At 65.8% G+C, this 18,111-nt stretch carries 21 protein-coding genes; 12 read left to right on the forward strand and 9 right to left on the reverse strand.

What is annotated here, in order from left to right; translation table 11 throughout:
- The first annotated feature begins 108 nt into the window (after positions 1 to 108).
- Entirely contained in the window at positions 109 to 309 is a 201-nt protein-coding gene (locus NY08_RS23230) for a hypothetical protein (protein WP_032393980.1), read from the forward strand.
- Between the two features lie 17 nt (positions 310 to 326).
- Here the strand turns inward: NY08_RS23230 and NY08_RS23235 are convergent, their stop codons facing one another.
- From NY08_RS23235 to NY08_RS23245, 3 genes are read right to left on the reverse strand one after another with little or no spacing between them, the layout of a single operon-like run.
- On the reverse strand, positions 327 to 851 hold the full coding sequence (locus NY08_RS23235) for a SixA phosphatase family protein (RefSeq protein WP_032394193.1): 525 nt from the start codon (positions 849 to 851) through the stop codon (positions 327 to 329).
- Positions 838 to 1,380, reverse strand: coding sequence for a GtrA family protein (locus NY08_RS23240; protein ID WP_032393981.1), 543 nt, complete (start codon positions 1,378 to 1,380; stop codon positions 838 to 840). The genes NY08_RS23235 and NY08_RS23240 overlap by 14 nt, the downstream gene beginning before the upstream one ends.
- 60 nt (positions 1,381 to 1,440) lie before the next feature.
- Positions 1,441 to 2,046 carry a TetR/AcrR family transcriptional regulator gene (locus NY08_RS23245; protein ID WP_045199059.1) on the reverse strand — a complete coding sequence of 202 codons (606 nt, stop codon included), beginning with the start codon at positions 2,044 to 2,046 and terminating at the stop codon, positions 1,441 to 1,443.
- 66 nt (positions 2,047 to 2,112) lie between these two features.
- Here NY08_RS23245 and NY08_RS23250 point away from each other — a divergent pair, with 66 nt between their 5' ends.
- From NY08_RS23250 to NY08_RS23260, 3 genes are all read left to right on the forward strand, one after another.
- Positions 2,113 to 2,769 carry a GAP family protein gene (locus tag NY08_RS23250; RefSeq protein WP_045199060.1) on the forward strand — a complete coding sequence of 219 codons (657 nt, stop codon included), beginning with the start codon at positions 2,113 to 2,115 and terminating at the stop codon, positions 2,767 to 2,769.
- A 35-nt stretch (positions 2,770 to 2,804) separates the two neighbouring features.
- Positions 2,805 to 3,071 carry a hypothetical protein gene (locus tag NY08_RS23255; protein WP_045201033.1) on the forward strand — a complete coding sequence of 89 codons (267 nt, stop codon included), beginning with the start codon at positions 2,805 to 2,807 and terminating at the stop codon, positions 3,069 to 3,071.
- Between the two features lie 140 nt (positions 3,072 to 3,211).
- A complete protein-coding gene (locus NY08_RS23260) occupies positions 3,212 to 4,132 on the forward strand; it encodes a CPBP family intramembrane glutamic endopeptidase (RefSeq protein ID WP_045201034.1) in 921 nt (306 codons plus the stop codon).
- Here NY08_RS23260 and NY08_RS23265 read toward each other — a convergent pair.
- Positions 4,122 to 4,631 (reverse strand): GNAT family N-acetyltransferase, encoded by a 510-nt coding sequence (locus NY08_RS23265; RefSeq protein WP_045199061.1) that lies wholly within the window; start codon positions 4,629 to 4,631, stop codon positions 4,122 to 4,124. The two genes, NY08_RS23260 and NY08_RS23265, sit on opposite strands and share 11 nt — an antisense overlap.
- Positions 4,632 to 4,729: 98 nt before the next feature.
- On the opposite strand from NY08_RS23265, the gene NY08_RS25335 reads away from it, so the two are divergent.
- The 7 genes from NY08_RS25335 to NY08_RS23300 all read left to right on the forward strand — a co-directional run bounded on the left by NY08_RS25335 (position 4,730) and on the right by NY08_RS23300 (position 12,472).
- Positions 4,730 to 6,766 (forward strand): HNH endonuclease signature motif containing protein, encoded by a 2,037-nt coding sequence (locus tag NY08_RS25335; protein ID WP_052683921.1) that lies wholly within the window; start codon positions 4,730 to 4,732, stop codon positions 6,764 to 6,766.
- Positions 6,767 to 6,917: 151 nt separating this feature from the next.
- Positions 6,918 to 7,469 carry a biotin transporter BioY gene (locus NY08_RS23275; RefSeq protein ID WP_200893149.1) on the forward strand — a complete coding sequence of 184 codons (552 nt, stop codon included), beginning with the start codon at positions 6,918 to 6,920 and terminating at the stop codon, positions 7,467 to 7,469.
- Positions 7,466 to 8,587 carry an AMP-binding protein gene (locus tag NY08_RS23280; protein ID WP_045199063.1) on the forward strand — a complete coding sequence of 374 codons (1,122 nt, stop codon included), beginning with the start codon at positions 7,466 to 7,468 and terminating at the stop codon, positions 8,585 to 8,587. The genes NY08_RS23275 and NY08_RS23280 overlap by 4 nt, the downstream gene beginning before the upstream one ends.
- On the forward strand, positions 8,584 to 9,717 hold the full coding sequence (locus tag NY08_RS23285) for a thiolase family protein (RefSeq protein WP_144407419.1): 1,134 nt from the start codon (positions 8,584 to 8,586) through the stop codon (positions 9,715 to 9,717). Before NY08_RS23280 ends, NY08_RS23285 begins: the two co-directional genes overlap by 4 nt.
- A gap of 10 nt (positions 9,718 to 9,727) precedes the next feature.
- Entirely contained in the window at positions 9,728 to 10,408 is a 681-nt protein-coding gene (locus NY08_RS23290) for an energy-coupling factor ABC transporter ATP-binding protein (protein WP_032393986.1), read from the forward strand.
- Positions 10,405 to 11,031, forward strand: coding sequence for an energy-coupling factor transporter transmembrane component T family protein (locus NY08_RS23295; protein WP_045199066.1), 627 nt, complete (start codon positions 10,405 to 10,407; stop codon positions 11,029 to 11,031). Before NY08_RS23290 ends, NY08_RS23295 begins: the two co-directional genes overlap by 4 nt.
- Positions 11,021 to 12,472 carry an AMP-binding protein gene (locus NY08_RS23300; protein ID WP_045199068.1) on the forward strand — a complete coding sequence of 484 codons (1,452 nt, stop codon included), beginning with the start codon at positions 11,021 to 11,023 and terminating at the stop codon, positions 12,470 to 12,472. Before NY08_RS23295 ends, NY08_RS23300 begins: the two co-directional genes overlap by 11 nt.
- Here the strand turns inward: NY08_RS23300 and NY08_RS23305 are convergent.
- The 5 genes from NY08_RS23305 to aroQ form a co-directional block, all read right to left on the reverse strand.
- Positions 12,376 to 13,167, reverse strand: a complete 792-nt coding sequence (locus tag NY08_RS23305; RefSeq protein WP_371828352.1) for an acyl-[acyl-carrier-protein] thioesterase — start codon at positions 13,165 to 13,167, stop codon at positions 12,376 to 12,378. The two genes, NY08_RS23300 and NY08_RS23305, sit on opposite strands and share 97 nt — an antisense overlap.
- A 36-nt stretch (positions 13,168 to 13,203) precedes the next feature.
- On the reverse strand, positions 13,204 to 14,742 hold the full coding sequence (locus tag NY08_RS23310) for a C40 family peptidase (protein ID WP_045199071.1): 1,539 nt from the start codon (positions 14,740 to 14,742) through the stop codon (positions 13,204 to 13,206).
- Positions 14,743 to 14,861: 119 nt separating this feature from the next.
- On the reverse strand, positions 14,862 to 15,434 hold the full coding sequence (locus tag NY08_RS23315) for a vitamin K epoxide reductase family protein (protein ID WP_032393990.1): 573 nt from the start codon (positions 15,432 to 15,434) through the stop codon (positions 14,862 to 14,864).
- A gap of 19 nt (positions 15,435 to 15,453) precedes the next feature.
- Positions 15,454 to 16,203 carry a DsbA family protein gene (locus tag NY08_RS23320; protein WP_235387009.1) on the reverse strand — a complete coding sequence of 250 codons (750 nt, stop codon included), beginning with the start codon at positions 16,201 to 16,203 and terminating at the stop codon, positions 15,454 to 15,456.
- A gap of 64 nt (positions 16,204 to 16,267) precedes the next feature.
- Positions 16,268 to 16,747, reverse strand: coding sequence for a type II 3-dehydroquinate dehydratase (aroQ, locus tag NY08_RS23325; protein ID WP_045199075.1), 480 nt, complete (start codon positions 16,745 to 16,747; stop codon positions 16,268 to 16,270).
- Positions 16,748 to 16,791: 44 nt separating this feature from the next.
- Between aroQ and NY08_RS23330 the strand changes: the two genes are divergently transcribed.
- A complete protein-coding gene (locus NY08_RS23330; RefSeq protein ID WP_032393993.1) occupies positions 16,792 to 18,072 on the forward strand; it encodes an MFS transporter in 1,281 nt (426 codons plus the stop codon).
- The last annotated feature ends 39 nt before the right edge of the window (positions 18,073 to 18,111 follow it).

Genomic DNA, 18,111 nt, shown 5'->3' on the forward strand with positions numbered 1-18,111 from the left:
ACCTGGTGGTTCGGCCGAAGGTACGACGCGGCGCTCCACCGAAAGTCGTAGCCGAACGCGCTACTGTGGAATTACGCATACAGGACATACGAAATTCGGGAGTCGACGATGGCAGGCAAGAAGATCGACAGAGTGCACGCACAGTCCGCGTTGGAGACGGTGCGCGAGAACCCCGGCATCGCATTGATCGCCGCCGTGCCAGTACTGGCGGTAGCGGGACTGGTCTGGTGGCTGCTCGGGTTCCCCGCGTTCCTGCTGCTTCTCATCGCAGCAGGCGGAGTTCGGTACCTCTACGCCGGGCGTCGCTGACTACCGACAAGCACTGATCACTGATCGGCGCGCGGGATGCAGAACTCTGTGATGGTTGCCGAGCCTGCGGCCAACTCTGCCCAGGACGCCTCGGTGGTCAGCACTGCGATGGCCGATGTGGGAAAGCGGTGTCGCACCTCGCGGGCCAGGTCGGTGTCGTCGTCGGCCGCCAGTTCGAGTGCGGTCCAGGGGATTCCGGGTTCGTGCCCGACGACCAGCAAGGTCGATACCGTCACGTCGTCGAAGTAGGTGTCGGCCAACCGGATCTCGTCGATGATCTCGTCGGCGGATCCGCCGTAGATGTCTCGCTCGAAGCGGGTGGGTAAGTCGCCGAGACCGGTAGCAGCCAGGGTCTCGCGGGTGCGCAGAGCCGTCGAGCACAGCACTGCGTCGACTGTGCCGACGTGCTCGCCGATCCAGGCTCCCGCGAGCGCCGCCTCGCGTTGGCCGCGGGCGGCCAGGGGGCGTTCGTGATCCGGTACTCCGTCGGGGTAGCCGGATTTGCCGTGCCTCATCAGCACGAGGGTCCTAGTGGTCGCCATGCCGTCCACCGTAAACGGTCAGGGCGGCGGGATCGGGAAGAACGTCCACCTGCTCCGGGAAGACGAACTTGCGCATCGCCCACCATCGGAAAGCGGTTGCCAGCAACGTGCCGATGATGGACCCGCTGACGAAGTCGGCGATGTTCTCGGTGAGGAAGGACACGTTCGGCGACCGCAGATCCAGCATGTAACTCGACACCCACAGCGGTAGCTGGTTGATTGCCAGGCCGGTTCCGGCGACGGCGAAGAACAGCGCTGCCTCGTGGTGGCGACGTCGTCCGCCGCGTGCTGTGAACGACCATTCCCGGTTGAGGATGTACGACACGATCGTCGCGATCAGCACGGCCAGAACGTTCGCTGTCACCGGCTTGTCCTGCAGGATCGTCCACTTCAGGCCGAAGAACAGTACGACGGTGACGACGAAGGTGATCGCTCCGACGATGAGGAACTTGAGGGCCTCGGCGTGCTTGACGAGGGGCTCGAGCCAGCGCTGGGGAACGTGGTCGGTGAGGCGGTCGGACACATGCATCCCATCGACGTTACCTCGAGTAACGGATCGGGCCGGATTCGTCGCGGCTGCGAAGAGGGCCTAGAGCCGCGTCTTCAGGTGGTCCCGCAGCATTCGACGGACCTCTTCGGTCGCGAGTTGCTCGGGATATGTCACTGCCTGCAACGTCAGTCCGTCGACGAAGGCGTGCAGTTCGGCTGCTGCACGTTCGTCCGTGGCGGTGTCGAAGGTGAAGGCGGGGGAGTTCGGTCGATCGAGGTCGTGCAGGTGTGCCCACGCGAGTCGGCACAGATACCGGCTGCCGAACCACCCGGCCGTCTTGAGGGCGGAGAGTCGTTCGTCGACTCTGGCTCGCACGATCGCTTCGAGCCACACCGACGCCTCGGCGCGGCGGTCCTCGTCGAGTGGCAGCATTTCTTCGAGGACGCGGATAGCTCGCGCCAGGCCGTCGCCCTCGGTGGAGTGGGCCTCCAGCCGCGTTACGACGCGTTGCGTCATGGCCTCGGCCGCGAACAGGACGAGTTCTCCTTGGTCGGAGAAGTAGTACCGCAGTGATCCGGGGGACACGCCGGCTTCGGCGGCGACGCTGCGTACCGTCGCCCCGTCCATTCCTGCTCGTTCGATGACGCGCCATACGGCGGCGACGATCTCCGCCCGGCGCGCATCGTGGTCGACGATCTTCGGCATCGGTCTGTTCTAGCACGAGCAAATCGTTTTCACACACTTGTACTGAAATCCTGTTACGGTACAGCTGTGTCAATACAGCTGACCGGACTCGCGCTGGTGGACAGCATCGGCGTCGGGACCCTTGCGGTTCCGCTCTGGATGATGCTGCGGCCGTCATTTCGAGTTCGAGTGGTACTGGTGCACCTCGGCGTGCTGGGGCTGCTTTATCTCGGGGTCGGGCTCATGCTGCTGACGCTGCTCGAAGACGTGACCCTTACGTCCATGGCCCATGCCGTGCCCGGAAATGCGTGGGTGCGGATGACAGTGGGTGTGGTCGTTCTGGTTGCGGGCCTCGTCTGCGATCGGCGACGTCGACACCCGAGCGCTACGTGGTGGATGCGGGCACCGGCGAGCGCTCGAGGGGTGGCCCTCCTCGCTGTTGCAGTGGGCACGGTCGAGGTGGCGACGATGCTGCCTTACGTCGCCGCGATCGACGCGGTGGCCGCGTCCGGCCGGGGACGGGCGTTCTCGGTCTCGATTCTCGCGGTCTACGTACTCATCACCCTGCTGCCTGCTCTGCTTCTGCTAACCGTCAGAGTGGCTGCATCGCAACAGTTTCCGTCGCTTCAGCGGCGTCTGATGCACCGCGTCCAACGCTGGAGCCAGGACATGGTGGGAACGGTGCTGCTCGTCGTGGGTGCGCTGCTGGTCGCAGATGCGGCCATCGAGATGAACCTGGTGTGACGTCGGCCCCGGTCGACTCGAGGAAAGGATGGGTCATGAGGGCAGGAAAATTTCGGGTAACCGATGCGCGCAGCATCGTCATGATGGTCGTCGGGGCAGTCTTGGCGCTGTTCTTCTGGGACCTGCGGGTGTTCTGGTTCCAGGGCGGACCACTCGGTTGTGTCCTGATGGTCCTCGCTGTGGTGGACGTATGGGACTCGCGGCGCGCCACCGGCAGGCGAGCAATTGTCGGGGAGTTGCGCGACGACATTTTCGGACGCGAGGATTCGACCGACACACCGGACCGCGATGGTCGACGGTGACTCACATCCCCGCGACGGTACTGAATTTTCGGTCCCCCCGTGATAAACAGGTCCGGGGGTCGACAGCTGTTCGATAACAGGCGATGCGGTGCTGAGTGGATGGTGGTGACCTGGTGGCGAGCAGTCTTGATGCGAATGCCATGGCTCACTCGCGCCGGCGAGGCCTGACTGCAACCGGTACTACGGTGATGATTCTGTGCCTGGTGGCCGGTTGGGGCGTCGTCTACTTCATCGGCCTGGTGGGTGCGCTGTGGCGTTTCCGCGAGCCGAATGCACCTGCGCCCGTACTCACGTTGTCGGATCAATGGATGGACCTTGCGGTCGGTCTGGTGCAGGTGGCGGTAGGGGCGGCGGCAATCGCTGCGGTGTATTTCGTTCGTCGTCGCACGTTGCCCGCGGTGTGGCCGATGCGTCGCGGCACTGCGCTCGAGGCCGCGCTCACCTGGTGCGCGGCGATCGGTGCCGCGTCTGCTGCGCTGCTCGTCTTGTCTCGCATGGACATCGTCCGATTCAGCTTCTCGGTTCCGGCCTCGGTCGAATCCGATTGGCTCGCAGTAGTTTCGGCTCTCACCGTGGGCCTACGCGAGGAGCCGATTCTGGTGGCGCTACCGGTGTTGCTGCTCGTGGGCCGGCTCCCGATCTGGGCAATCATGGCGTTGTCGGCGACGATGCGAGGCCTCCTCTACATGTACTTCGGTGGCGGCGGATTTCTGTGGGCATTGTGCTGGGGTGCCGCGGCGGTCTGGGTGTTCTACCGCTACCGGCGGCTGTGGGTGTTGATCGCCGTCCACGGACTGGTGATGAACATCCAGGTGTTCGATCGAGTGATTCCATCCGAGAATTCGGCGACCGTTCTGCAGTGGATCAACATTCTGATCCTGTTCGCGGCACTGCTGTGGTGGCTCACCCCGCGTGCGCTGGAGGCGTTCCTGCCGAACACGGTGGCCGTTCGGTACGGCGATGCGACCGTCGAGACGACTCCGGTGGTGGCCGAGGTGGTCCTGAACCCCGAGAAACTCGACCCCGACGAGTCCAGACGAGAGCCGCCGGTCAAGCCCTGACCATGCGGGCTTCGAGGCACTCCCAGATCGGGTCGAATTTCTCGGTGCCGTCCAGCTCGAATCGATGTTTGCGGTAGAACGCCACCGCACGATCGTTGGCCGCTGCCACCCATAGGTATGTCGATGCCTCCCGGTCGACGACGGTGGCCATGAGTTCTGTTGCGACTCCGGTGCCGTGGTGCTCGGGCACGACGTTCAGTGACCACAGTTCGGTCGGTGCCGGCGGATCGTCGTCGCGTGGTGGTCCGCCGGTGGCGAAACCGACGATGCGTGAACTACTGGTGTCGACGGCGCAGCGGGTCCGCACGCCGCGGCTCGACTGCTCGTCGCGGCGGGCGATGATCTGCTCCCATCGTTCGATGCGGTCGCGAGGGCGGATTGCATCGAGCTTGGCTCTGTTCATCATTCCCGCGTACGTCGCTTTCCAGATCGCCACGTGCGCTGCACCGAGCTGTTCTTCGTCGCCTGGGCGGATCTCGCGAATCGTGTAGCCGGCCACGGTTGTAGTTGTACCGCTACGGCTCGGGTTGTTCGTCGGATTTTCTTGTCGGACCCCTCTCGTACTATCGAATGCATGTTCGATAACGGTGGGTGGGGGTGGCGCAGACGCCGCCGGTCGACGACTGTATCGCGGGCTTTCTCGACGTCATTGCACTCAACCGTGTCAACGAGAACCTTGCTAGGGCGGCGACCGTGCTTGCGTACTGCGACGTGCTCGAGATGCGCCTCGAAGCAGCCGAAGCCGACGGCGGAGATCCGGGCGAGACCGTCCGCGGTGCCCTGTGCGATCTCGCCGTGACGATGACCGGAACGTGTCGCGATGCGTCCGTTGTGCACGATGTCGCGGAGCGTCTGCATCGAATGCCGTTGACCGCCTTACGTTTCGTGACCGGCAGCTTCGACTGGTCGACGGTGGTCACGATCACCTCGGTGCTGCACCGCGCCGGTGACGAGGTGATTGCGGCAATCGAGCACGAGGTCTGTGCGGCGGGTGGCCGAATGCGTCCGCAGGCGTTGCGCAACCGGATCTGGCGGCTGTGGATGAAAGCCGATCCGGTCGGAGCCGCAGCTGCCCGAGAGACCGCGAAGTCCGAGGAGGTCGGTGTGCGAATCGACCGCACCGGTCCGGGTGGGATCGCGTCGCTCATCGCGAAGATCACCGATCTCGAAGCAGCCGAAGCGGACGCCCTCATCGTCGAGATCGTCGGGACGGTCTGCAAGCGCGACCCACGATCGACGGGCACGCTGCGGGCCGCGGGTCTGATGGCGTTGCTGCACGGCGAGCATTCACTGGTGTGTCAGTGCGATCGCGGCGACGACTGCCCGGTGGCCGGCGCTGCCGACGATATCCCTCCTCGACGCGGGCATCTCCTCCAGATCGTGGTGGCGGTGGAGACGCTGCTGGGACTGTCCTCGGAGCCCGCAACCCTCGCCGACGGCACGCCCATCGACCCCGAAGTGGCGCGCATCGTTGCCACGGACGCGAAATGGCAGGCGCTGCTCACCGAGCTGGTCGAGATGCTGAAACCCGAACAGAGAAATTCGGGCGACGACGGATCGAACGACGATGGCCCGGATGACGACGGCCAGGGTAGCGGTGGCCCCGATGACGGCGGTCCGGACGATGATGGCCCCGATGACGGTGGTCCAGACGATGGTGGCCCGGACGGTCGTGGCAGCACGTGCAGCCCCCACGGACCGGCCCCGGAACGCCCCGATGGTGGTTCGGACTCCGGCCGCGGGAAGTCGAACGGTGATGGGGGCTTCGGCCCTGGCCGTGCCGACTCCCGCAGCGGCGATGTGTCTGGTTCGGTGTCGGGTCCGTTCGGGCCGTTCTCGACGGCTCCGCCGCTTTCGCGTCGGGTCGTCGGCATGGGCCGGGTGCGTGGTGCCGCCGAGCTTCCGTCCGCGCGTCTCGTGGATGCCCACTGTTGCCCACCCGTGAATCCGATACTGGGGGAGGAGTCTGTCCGTGACGGGCTCGTCGCACGGTGGCTTGCGTGGATTGCCGATCAGCCCGAGCGTGCTCGCGGCATCTTTCCCGACGGTCATGGCGGCGAATCGGCTCCGTCGCAGTCGGCGGTGACGTATCGGCCCGGTGCCCGCGTCGTCGCGTTCGTTAGGGCTGCCTATCGCACCTGTACGTTTCCGAATTGCGACGTGCCGTCGGCTCGGTGCCAGATCGATCATCTGGTTCCGTTCGATCACGGTGATCCTGAGCGCGGCGGTTGGACGATCGTGACCAATCTTCAGCCGGTGTGCGTGTTCCATCATCAGGCGAAGACCTCGGGGGCGTGGTCGGCGGTGATGCTCGCCGGAGGGGCCATTCTGTGGTCGAACTCTGTCGGTCTGCGCAGGGTCACGTTGCCGGAGTTGTGCATCGCAACCCCCCGGCCCTCCCGTCGACGGCGAAGGGCTTCGGCTCGGCCAGGGGCGAGTCCGGCCGAACCCACCCGTTGGGAGCTCGAGTACAGCGGGTGTGCACCGCCGACACTCGAGGACTTTCGTTGTGCAGCAACGGAAAACGAGAGGCAGAAGCTCGCGGTGAAGAGGCGGGCCTACCTCGAGCACTGTCGTGTCGTCCATGCGCGTGTTCGGTACGACCGCACCCGATACGACCCTCCGCCCTTCTGAACAACACCGTGCCGGTGTGGCACAGGCCGCTGGCCTGCTACCTTGAACGCCGTTCAAGTCTCTGGGGCAGGTCACCGTCCCACTCCTCGAGGAGCCACCCGTGTCAGATGTAGACCGCAGTACTCGCCGGCCGAGCCGTAAGGTCGGGCGAATGAACGTCTCGGCCCGCGACATGGCGCAGATCGCAGTGTTCGCAGCACTCATCGCCGCGCTCGGTCTGCCGGGATCCATCACGGTCGGATTCTCGGGTGTGCCCATCACCCTGCAGACCCTCGGCATCATCCTGTCCGGTGCCATCCTCGGACCCCGCAAGGGCACGGCGGCAGTCCTGGTGTTTCTCGCCCTGACGATGATCGGTCTGCCGCTGCTGGCGGGCGGGCGTACCGGCCTCGCAGCGGTGGCCGGGCCCACCGTCGGGTACCTCGTCGGCTGGATCCCGGCTGCATTCCTGATCGGCCTGCTCACTGCGCGAATCCTGCCCAAGTACACGATCGTGCTCGGCCTGCTGATCAACGCGGTCGGCGGAATCCTGGTCGTCTACGCATTCGGCATCATCGGGCTCGTTCTGCGCACCGACGTCGGACTCTGGGCCGCCGTCACGTCCAACGGACCGTTCCTGCCCGGTGACATCGCCAAAGTCGTCGTCGCGACCGTCGTCGCCAAGAGCGTCCACCGTGCGTACCCGGGCCTGATCAAGGCGTGACCCTCGAGCTGGGAGGTCGAGGCAACGGCACCGCGATCGTCCGGGCGGGTCGCGTGCTCACGTACACGGACCTCGACGCAGCCGTCGAGCAGTGGCCTCACCTCCCGGTGCACGATGCATCGACGCTCGATCTGCCCGAGGTGTTGATCTGTGTGTTCGCGGCGGCCAGGCAGGGCAGCGCGGTGCGGGTCGAGGATCCGGCCATCAGGCCGGAACGTGCCGACGAGCAGAGTCCCGACGCGTTCCTGCTGGTGGCGACGTCGGGCTCCACCGGTCGCCCGAAACCGCTCGCTCGCACCGTCGCGTCGTGGGTAAACAGCTTCCCCGAATTCACCGCCATCTCCGGTATCCGACAGTCCGACACCGTGCTGATCACCGGACCGCTGCACGCCACGATGCACCTGTTCGCAGCGGTGCACGCACTGTGGCTGGGGGCGTGCATCACCGATGATCCTGCGCAGGCCACTGCCGTTCATGCGGTGCCTGCGGTACTCCGTGACGTCCTCCGCCGGATGCCTCGCGCGAGGGTTGCCGTCGCTGCCGGCGCCGGCCTCGACGATGCTGCCGCGCAGACGATCTCGGCGCAGGACATCAGGCTGGTCGAGTACTACGGCTCGGCGGAGCTGTCGCTGGTGGCGGCACGAGTCGTGGGCGAGCACTCGTCACTGAGGCTGCTCCGTGACGTCGAAGCACGCACCGAGGACGGGTACCTGTTCGTTCGATCGCCGTACGCTGCACTGGGTGCGCGCGATTGGTTCGGCGTCGGTGATCTGGCCGAACTGAACGGGTCCGAACTCCTCGTCCACGGCCGCGGGGATGCAGCGATCAACGTGGGCGGAACCACCGTGATCGCCGAGGACGTGGAGAACATCCTGACCGCACTCGACGGCGTCCGAGCTGCGGCAGCGATCGGCACACCGCACGCGGTTCTCGGCGAAACAGTCTCTGCCATAGTCGAACTCGACGGAACCCGCGACCTCGACCTCGTCCGCGCCGACGCCCGCGCCATCATGGCCAAGGAAGCACTACCGCGACGCTGGACGGTGGTGCAGCAGTTGCCCCGCACCACGAGCGGCAAGATCGCGCGAGGGGCATTGCAGGGAACGGCCCTGCAATGATGATCCCTGCTGTGCATGCGCCCGTCATCGTTGCGGCGAAACGCACGGCAATCGGTATCGCCGGGCATGGCTTCGCCGATGTCACCGCCCCCGAGTTGGCCGCTCCTGTGCTGAAAGCTGTTGCGGCAGAGATCGACTCACTCGACATCCCGATCGACGACGTGATCCTCGGCAACTGCCTCGGTCCCGGCGGCGACGTCGCACGTGTCTCGGCGCTGCTCGCGGGTCTCGGTCTCGACGTTCCAGGTGTCACCGTCGATCGGCAGTGCGGATCCGGACTCGACGCCGTCGTGCAGGCCGCGTCGCGCATCCGCAGCGGCGACGAGACACTGATTCTGGCCGGTGGCGTCGAATCTGCCAGCACCAGTCCGTGGCGATTCTGGCCACCGGTCGACGGTGAAGCACCCGTCCGCTACACGCGAGCGCCGTTCGCGCCACCCGGCTTCGCGGACCCGGACATGGGCGTGGCGGCGGACGACCTCGCGCGAATCCGCGGTATCGGGCGCGAACGCCAAGATGCATACGCGGCACAGTCTTTCGCGCGCGCAGCGGTCTGCGACTTCTCGGCCGAGATCGTCACCGTGAACGACGTCGCAACCGACGAGCGTATCCGCCCCAACATGACCGCTCAGCGGCTCGGGAGGCTGCGCCCCACCTTCACCTCCGACGGTACCGTCACCGCGGGCAACTCCTGCGGAATATCCGACGGCGCAGCGATTCTGGCCGTCACCACGGCCGAGCGCGCAGCCGGGATGCCGGCGTTGCGCATCCTCGGTAGCGCGGTCGCAGGGTCCGACCCGGCTCTTCCGGGACTGGGTCCGGTGCCGGCGATCGAGAAACTGCTCGCCCGCACCGGGGTGCGCATCGCCGATATCGACACCGTCGAGATCACCGAGGCGTTCGCGTCGGTGGTGCTCGCGGTCTCGGACGAATTGGGCCTCGACGAAGGTCGCATCTGTCCGGAGGGTGGGGCCATCGCCATGGGGCACCCGTGGGGAGCGTCGGGCGCAATTCTACTGGTACGGTTGGCATCTCGAATGCTGCAACCCGGAGGACCGGCATTGGGCCTGGCGGCCTGCGCCATCGGCGGCGGGCAAGGGATAGCGATGCTGGTGGAGCGGGCAACATGAGCGAGGTTGTATGAGTACGGTCAGGTTCGAGAACATTTCGCACTCGTTCGGGGAGCGGCAGGTGCTCTGCGGCATCGACCTCGAGTTCGACGAGCGGCGCATCGGCATCATCGGATCCAACGGCTCGGGCAAGTCGACGCTCGCCCGGATGATCAACGGTCTGATCAAGCCCGATACCGGCCGCGTCACGGTCGACGGCGTCGATGCCGCGAAGAAGGGTGCGCAGGTTCGCAAGAAGGTCGGTTTCGTGTTCACCGATCCCGATTCGCAGATCGTGATGCCCACGGTCGCAGAGGATCTCGCGTTCTCGTTGCGCAGGTCCGGCCTGAGCAAGGCCGAGGTGGCCGAGCGGGTGGACGAAATTCTGGTCCGGTTCCGTCTGGATCGGCACCGCGACCATCCGGCGCACCTGCTCTCGGGTGGACAGAAGCAGCTGCTCGCCATCGGCGCGGTCCTCATCCGACGGCCGGAGGTGGTCGTTGCGGACGAACCGACAACGCTGCTCGATCTGCGCAATGGCCGCGTCGTCGCGCAGGCTCTGGATTCGATGGATCAGCAAGTCATCGTCGTGACCCACCAACTGGCACTGTTGGACAGCTTCGAGCGCGTCATCGTCATCGACGACGGGCGTGTCGCATTCGACGGGGCTCCCGCCGCGGCCGTTCCGGCCTACCGAGAGCTGATCGGATGATCGGTCTCTATCGGCCCGGGACCTCGCTGCTGCACCGGATGAGCCCGGGATCGAAGTTGCTGGCACTGATCGTCGCGATCCTGGCGACGGTGATCTTCGCGCGCACTCCGCTCGAAGTAGGTGTGGTGGCGCTGCTGGTCGCGGTGTTGTTCGCAGTGGCTCGCATTCCGGCGAAAGTGGCACTGGCGCAACTACGTCCGGTGCTGTGGATGCTGTTGATCATCGGTGTGTTCCAGGTGATCATCACTACCTGGCAGCGCGCTGTGGTGGTGTGTGGGGTGCTGGTGATCTCCGTTGCTCTGGCGTCTCTGGTCACCCTCACCACCCGGGTGACCGACATGCTCGATACCGTCACCAGGGCGCTCGGTCCCGTCCGACGCTTCGGCGTCGATCCGGATCGCATCGGACTGCTCCTGGCCCTCGCCATTCGGTGCATCCCGCTGCTCGCGTCCATCGTTCAGGAGGTGTCGCAGGCGCGTAAGGCACGGGGACTGCAGTGGTCGATGACGGCGCTGGCAACCCCGGTCCTGGTGCGTGCTCTCCGTACCGCCGACGCCATGGGAGACGCGCTCGTTGCGCGCGGTGTGGATGACGATGACGTGAGAAGAGACGATGACCAGTGAGTTGCTCGCCGCCCGGATAGCGCGGCATTCCGACAGTCCCGAGGCGGCGGTCGTCGATGCGACCGGGGGGATCTCCTATCGTGAATTCTGGGGTGCGGTGGAATGCACCGCGGGCTCGTTGGCGGGGTCGAGTCGCATCGCGGTGTTGCCGACGTCGGATATCGGGTCCTTGGTGGTCGTCGTCGCGGCGATGCGTGCCGGGGTGAGTGTCGTTCTGCTGCATCGACATCTGTTGGCTCGTGAATTCGCCGACGCCATGGCGGTGTGCCGGCCCTCGCTGATTGTCGCGCATCCGCGTCAGCACGGGCGGTTGCATGGTTGGGGTGCAGGCAACGTGGTCGCACCGGACGGTCTTGCGCTCGGGCCCACCGAAATCATCGCCACGCCCACACCGAAATCGGAGTTGCTCGTGGGCGTCACCTCCGGAACCACCGGTCCGCCCAAGTTGTTCGTGCGCAATCAGGCGTCGTGGGCGGCGACGCTGGATCGCTCCGATGCCCTGTTCGATCTCGGTCCGGGGGATCGGGTGTCCGCGCCCGGCACTCTCGATCACACGCACTTCCTCTACGGTGCGTTGCACGGACTGACCCGGGGTGCGACGGTCGACCTGCGGGAGCCGGCAGCGGCGCTCGAAGATGCTGCGACTCATCTGTATTCGGTCCCGACCATTGCCTGGGACATCGCTCGTTCGGGAGTGCGATCGGCGAGTGTCCGTGAGGTGCTCTCGTCTGCGGCGCGGTGGGCGGAATCGGGTAGGGCAGCGCTGGCGGCGGTACTGCCCAACGCTGGGCTGACACACTTCTACGGGGCGTCCGAGCTGAGTTTCGTGTCCTACGACCGAAGTGAACGCGATGGCGCAGAAATCAGTGGGCAGGTGTTCGACGGGGTCGAGATCGAGATCAGGGACGAGCTGCTGTACGTCCGCAGCGACATGCTGTTCGACGGCTATCTGAGCCGAGTGGGAGACCACATGACCCTGACGAACGGTCCGGACAACTACGGATGGATGACGGTCGGCGATCGCGGCAGGGTCGAGGACGGTCGCCTGACCTTGCGCGGCCGCGGCAGCGAGACGATCGTCCGTGCCGGTCTCACGGTGGAGTTGACTCCGATCGAGGCAGCCCTGCTCGCAGTTCCCGGTGTGCTCGAGGCCGGGGTGGTCGGGTTGCCCCACGACCGAACCGGCGAGGAACCTGCGGCCGGAGTCGTTGTTGCGCAGAACGATCCGATATCGGTGGCTCGGATTCGCCGGCACCTACGCACCGTACTGCCGGGTCCCAGCCTGCCGGTGGTGCTTGCCGTCGTGGACAGCCTGCCGCGTACGCCGCGCGGCAAGCTCGATCGTCAGGCTCTGGCGGCGACCTTGGCCACGGTGCGCACCGTCGGCTCGCCCGACGCTCCTGTGACGACGAACCAGACGGTGAGCGCCCCTCCGTCGTAGCGGTGGCGCAGAGTGACACGCTCGTTCGCCAACACCGGGCTCAGGTATTCGATGACGGCTCGGTGCGGCGCGGCAGCCAGCTCGGGCACGTCCACCAGCAACTCCTCGATCGCATGCCAGTAGACAGCGTTGTTGAGGTGGTTGAACGGATCGATATCGGTTGCGCGCAAGGGAAATTCGAGGTCGGTCGGCGATTCGGCCTGCACCGGCTCGGTCAACCACGCCTTCCATCGCAACCGGTGCTGATCGGTGGTGCGTCCCAGCATTTCCAGTGCGCCGTCACTGATGCGGGTCGGCATTCCGGTGTCCTTGCTGATGTTGATCCAGAAGCCCTCGGTCTCGATGCGCCCACCCTTCGGTGTCGTCAGTGCCACCCGCATGTTGGACCATCGCGTGGACATCGAGGAACACCAGCGCCGCATGTGGACGCGGTCCGGGAAGTGGATCGGCTCGAAGACGTCGATGACGGTGCGTCGCACGATCCACATCGGATCGGTCTTGCCCAACGGTGTGGCATCGAGGTTGTCGGTGCCGATGTCCTGCAGGTAGCGGGCAACGCCGTCGAACCGCAGTCGGTTGTTCGGATCGATGTCGCCGGTCCGCACCGGCCAGCTGGCCTCGAAACCCTCACCGGGCGGCGGCTCCGGTGCCAGTTCGTCGTCGAAGCCTGCCGGTTCCACGCGTGCATTGGTCACGATGGCACTGTACGCGGACAGGCCGAATGTGCACTGTCAGACGATGTGCCGGGCCCGCATGCCGTCGAACACCGGTGCCACACGCACCACGTCTCCGGTGGTGGGAGCGTGCACCATCTGCCCGTTGCCCATGTAGATCGCCACGTGACCCGGCCCGGCCGGGCCGAAGTTTCCGAACAGCAGGTCGCCCGGTTGCGCGAGCTCCATCGGGACCTCGGTGCCCACGTTCCACTGGGTTTCCGAGGTGCGGGGCAGTGTCACTTTCCCGCCCGAGGCCTTGTACAGGGCATACGACGTCAGGCCTGAGCAGTCGAATCCACCGCCGGATGGTCCGTTGATGTTTCCGCCGCCCCATACGTACGGCAGTCCCAGGTAGTCCATCGCCAACTGCACCGATCGGCCGCCGATTCCGGTGAGGTCGAGTCCGGCGAAGGGCGTCAGGATCGCGGCGAACTGCGCTTCGGTCGCTCGGATGCGAGAGACGTACGGCTTGGTCTGCGTCTCGTAATCGAATGTGCCCGAGGGCATGCCGCCCGATCGCAATACAGCCCCTGCGCCTGCGTTGTATCCGGCCAGGGTCAGATCCAAGGTGTCACCGGACACCTTGCCCTCCCGCTTCCACCCGTCGACCTGTCCGTAGATATCGCACAGCAGTGTGCCCGACGCCATCACCGAATCGCCGATGCTGTTGACGTCGGCGACGCCGTTGCCGTCGTAGTCCTTGCCGTACGTGGCCCATGTGCCGGGCATGAACTGCCCCGGTCCCTGCGCGCCGGTGCTCGAGACCGGAGCGGTTGGGCCGTGTCGAAAGCCGTTCTCGGCGGCATACAGTGCCGCGATGGTCGTCGCCTTGACGCCGCCGCAGATGTTGCCTGCCTTCTGCAGCCACGGCACGAAGGCCGTGATGGCTCCCACTGCACCCAAACCGATCGGGCCCACGTTGATGCCGGTGAACGTGGCGGGTTGACCGGGGAACAGCGCACGCCGAATGGCCTCGGCCGACGCCATGAACGCGGTCTGGGTGGCGATGTCGGCGGCGGTGTACGTCCGGCCGGCGAATTGAACGGCACCCGCCCCGAGGGCGGCTGCGGTGGTGGACACCGCATTCGACGAGAACACACTGAACGGCAGTGGCGCAGAGGGGGAACCGGCAGTCGACGTGGTCGACAGTGCGGCGGGCAGGGCGGCAGCAGTCGTCGGGTCGGTCGGTATCGCAGAACCCTCGGCTGTATCCGTGCCTGCTGCTTCTGCGCCTGCCGCCTCCGCGTCGGCTGCTTCGATGTCTTCCACCGTCGGCAGAGCGGGGAGCATCGGTTCGGCGGCGGTGTGTATGCCCTCGGCGGCGTCGGAGAGGGTGCGGTCGGCGATGTCGGCGGCAGGTTGGGGCAGGGTCCCCAGGAGTTCGGTCCACTGATCACTCATCGTGTTCGCCTGATCCTCGGCATCGGCGGCAATCGCGGCCGCCTGATCCTTCACCGCCTGGTCGGGAATCGGAGCCGGGGCGTCGGTTCCGGCGACAACTCCGGCGGCGGACACGATGACGGCAACGATGACTGCGAATGGATCGCCTGCCATGTATCGACTCCTGCTACTCGAACGACCTTCCCCGAGCCAGTGGCTGTGATCAGGCTCACTCGGGTGCTGCTCCCATCATGCACGGTGCAGACGTTCGACTCATGAGTTTTGCGAAACTGTCAGAACAGGGATGCCCAGTAGTCCGAGAAGCGGATTCCGATGAGCGCGACGACGATTGCGTACCACACCGCGAGCAGCGTCCACCGCCATTCGAGGAAGAGGCGACCGACGGTGCCGCCGTTGTTCGGTCCGGAGCCGATCAGTCGGCTCAGAGCCAGCACGAACAGCGGCATCGTCACCGCCCAGACCACCATGCAGTACGGGCACAGGGCGTTGATCTCGTACAGGCTCTCGAAGATCAGCCAGTGCACGAACACTTCACCGAGCAGCAGGCCGCCGCTCATGCCGAGCCAGAACCAATGCGGCAGTTCGACGCGGCCGAGCCACAGCACCCCGGCGACGAGCGCGACGGAGAACGCGACGATACCGAGGATGGGGTTCGGAAAACCGAACAGCGCAGCCTGTTTCGTCACCATCACCGACCCGCACGAGAGCACGGGATTCAGGCTGCACGACGGGACGTACGACGCGTCCTCGAGCAGTTTGAATCGCTCGATCGTCAGCGTCAGCGCTGCGAGCAAGCCGAGAGCGCTGAACAGGGTGAAGACAGCGGCACCAGCGCGGGTTCTCATGTCGGTCGTCGGATGCTGCTCAGCTACCGGCGGCGGCGGTGAGAATGTTCTCCGGCGTCGGGTTGGCGATGTCGGTGCCGTTGACCCGCACGTTCGGTGTTCCGTTGATGCCTTCGCCGAGGACCGACTGTGTCTGGGTGGTGACCCAATCGGTGTAGCTGCCGTCGGTGATGCACGACGCGACGGCGGGGGAGTCGGCACCTGCAGCGGCGGCGATCGCGACGAGTTCGTCGTCGGTCAGTCCGGTACCGCCCTCGGACGGCTGCTGCTCGAACATGGCGGTGTGCCAGTTCATCCAGTTGTCGCGGTCGTTCTCGGCGACGCAGATCGACGCACTGGCCGCGCGGGTCGAGTACATGGTTCCGTTCGAGAACCGGTCGAGAATGGAGATGGGCCGGTAGTCGACGGCGACATTGCCTGCGTCGGCCAGCTGCTGCAACGTCGATCCGCTGACGGACTCGAAGTTCTTGCACGCCGGGCACTGGAAGTCCTCGACGACGCTGATGACGGTGGTGGCGTCGGGATTGCCGAAGCGGATGGCACCGTCGTCCGTCAGCGACGTGGGGGTGAGCTGGGCACCGGTCGACCCGCTGGAGCCGGCGGCCGATGCATCCCCCGACGTCGAATCTCGGTTGACGATGAAGAGAGCGATCGCTGCCACGAGCGCGATCAGAACGACTGCGACGACCACCTGAACGAGAGTCCGACGATTCTTGTCGCCGTTCTGCATGGCCTTGATGTCTTTGGAGACGTTCTTGCTCGTGTTCACGGCGACCAGTTTAGGCAGTCGATCCTGAGTGCCGGATGAGAGCCGGCGTCAGCCCAGAGATGTGTCAGACCAGGGATGCGAGTCGTTGGATGGCGAAGCGATATCCGTCGATCCCGAGCCCGGCAATGACGCCGCTGGCGATGGGGGAGACGAAGGAGTGATGCCGAAATTCCTCGCGGGCATGCACGTTGGAAATGTGCACCTCGATGATCGGCACCTCCGGGATCACGAGCGCGTCGCGCAGCGCCACGGACGTATGCGTCAACCCGCCCGGATTGATGACGATGCCCGACGCCACCCCGCGGGCCTCGTGGATCCAGTCGATGATCTGACCCTCGTGGTTGGACTGCTCGGCTCGGACGGTGAGACCGTGCTCGGCACCGGTCTTCTCGCACAGGGTGACGACGTCGGCGAGGGTGGCGTGGCCGTACACCTCGGGCTGCCTGGTTCCGAGCATGTTCAGATTCGGACCGTTGAGCACCAACACCTGCTTGGCCACGACGTCACTCCTTTTCCTGCTTCGGGTACTACCGAGTCCGATCATTTCACAGCGGGTTGACACAATCGTCCGGTGAAGGCAGTGACCGCGTGAGAACAGTGTGGGTGGTGTGGGGCATCGGTGTCTTCGCCTACATCGTCGGGGTGCTGCATCGGACGTCCTTCGGCGTCGCGGGCCTGAGTGCGGCCGATCGGTTCTCGGTGTCGCCGTCCTTGCTGTCGTCGTTCGTGGTGCTGCAGGTGGTCGTGTACGCGGGGATGCAGATCCCGGCCGGGGTACTGCTGGATCGCATCGGTTCGCGGAAGATGATCGCCGCGGGCGCGCTGATCATGGCGACGGCTCAGATCACGCTGGCGCTCACCGAATCGCTCCCCGTCGCCGTGGCCGCGCGAGCGTTCGTCGGCGTGGGCGATGCGCTCACCTTCATCTCGGTGCTGCGATTGGTGCCGCGCTGGTTCACGCCCCGGCGAGTACCGATCGTCTCGCAGCTGACGGGTCTGCTGGGCCAGCTCGGCCAGGTGCTCTCGGCGGTCCCGTTCCTGATCCTGTTGAACGGACCCGGCTGGACGTTCGCGTTCGGCAGCGCAGCGGCGCTCGGGCTGCTTGCCCTGGTGCTGGTTCTCGCCCTCGTCCGAGATCGGCCCGACGACGGAGCTGCTCCCGTGTTCGAGCCGACGACGTTGCGACAGACCCTCGCCTCCATCGCCGAGGTGTGGCGACGGCCCGGCACGCGGCTCGGCTTCTTCTCGCACATGGGCACCCAGTTCTCGATCACGGTCTTCGCGTTGCTGTGGGGTGTGCCGTATCTGACGTCGGCGCAGGGCCTGTCGGCGTCGACGGCCGGAGCGTTGCTGACGGTGTCGGTGGCGGCCGCGGTGGTGTCGGGCATCGTGGTCGGGCTCCTCACCGGGCGTTACCCGATGCGGCGGTCGTGGCTGGTGCTGGCGATCATGATCAGCAACGCCGCGATGTGGGCCATCGTGCTGTCGCTTCCCGGGCCTGCGCCACTGTGGTTGCTGGTGCTGCTCGTGGTGGTGATCTCCGTGGGTGGTCCCGGTTCGGTGATCGGTTTCGACCTCGCCCGCACGTTCAATCCGAGCGCCAACCTGGGGACGGCTCAGGGGATGGTGAACATCGGCGGCTTCCTGGCGTCACTGTTGGTGATCGCGGGGATCGGATGGATTCTCGACGCGATGGGTGGCTACACGTTCGACAGCTTCCGGGTCGCATTGCTCGTGCAGTTCCCGGTGTGGATCATCGCGATCACCGGAGTTCTGCTCACGCGCCGCAAGACCAGACGAGTGCTCGCGGCCGAGGGAATTCATCCGCACACGATGCGTGAGGTGCGGGACCGGATCCGGCGCAAATAACTCTTTGCACCGACGGCATTCTGCGCGCATGCTGGTGTC

This window comes from Rhodococcus sp. B7740 (genome assembly GCF_000954115.1).
Lineage (GTDB): Bacteria > Actinomycetota > Actinomycetes > Mycobacteriales > Mycobacteriaceae > Rhodococcoides.

What these genes read in the sequence shown, in the direction of transcription:
- NY08_RS23230 (WP_032393980.1), top strand. Translation starts at nt 109, where the DNA reads ATGGCAGGCAAGAAGATCGACAGAGTGCACGCACAGTCCGCGTTGGAG.
- NY08_RS23315 (WP_032393990.1), bottom strand. Translation starts at nt 15,434, where the DNA reads ATGAGAACCCGCGCTGGTGCCGCTGTCTTCACCCTGTTCAGCGCTCTC.
- NY08_RS23275 (WP_200893149.1), top strand. Translation starts at nt 6,918, where the DNA reads ATGAACGTCTCGGCCCGCGACATGGCGCAGATCGCAGTGTTCGCAGCA.
- NY08_RS23255 (WP_045201033.1), top strand. Translation starts at nt 2,805, where the DNA reads ATGAGGGCAGGAAAATTTCGGGTAACCGATGCGCGCAGCATCGTCATG.
- NY08_RS23295 (WP_045199066.1), top strand. Translation starts at nt 10,405, where the DNA reads ATGATCGGTCTCTATCGGCCCGGGACCTCGCTGCTGCACCGGATGAGC.
- NY08_RS23285 (WP_144407419.1), top strand. Translation starts at nt 8,584, where the DNA reads ATGATGATCCCTGCTGTGCATGCGCCCGTCATCGTTGCGGCGAAACGC.
- NY08_RS23300 (WP_045199068.1), top strand. Translation starts at nt 11,021, where the DNA reads ATGACCAGTGAGTTGCTCGCCGCCCGGATAGCGCGGCATTCCGACAGT.
- NY08_RS23260 (WP_045201034.1), top strand. Translation starts at nt 3,212, where the DNA reads ATGGCTCACTCGCGCCGGCGAGGCCTGACTGCAACCGGTACTACGGTG.
- NY08_RS23245 (WP_045199059.1), bottom strand. Translation starts at nt 2,046, where the DNA reads ATGCCGAAGATCGTCGACCACGATGCGCGCCGGGCGGAGATCGTCGCC.
- NY08_RS23310 (WP_045199071.1), bottom strand. Translation starts at nt 14,742, where the DNA reads ATGGCAGGCGATCCATTCGCAGTCATCGTTGCCGTCATCGTGTCCGCC.
- NY08_RS23240 (WP_032393981.1), bottom strand. Translation starts at nt 1,380, where the DNA reads ATGCATGTGTCCGACCGCCTCACCGACCACGTTCCCCAGCGCTGGCTC.
- NY08_RS23235 (WP_032394193.1), bottom strand. Translation starts at nt 851, where the DNA reads ATGGCGACCACTAGGACCCTCGTGCTGATGAGGCACGGCAAATCCGGC.
- aroQ (WP_045199075.1), bottom strand. Translation starts at nt 16,747, where the DNA reads ATGATCGGACTCGGTAGTACCCGAAGCAGGAAAAGGAGTGACGTCGTG.
- NY08_RS23290 (WP_032393986.1), top strand. Translation starts at nt 9,728, where the DNA reads ATGAGTACGGTCAGGTTCGAGAACATTTCGCACTCGTTCGGGGAGCGG.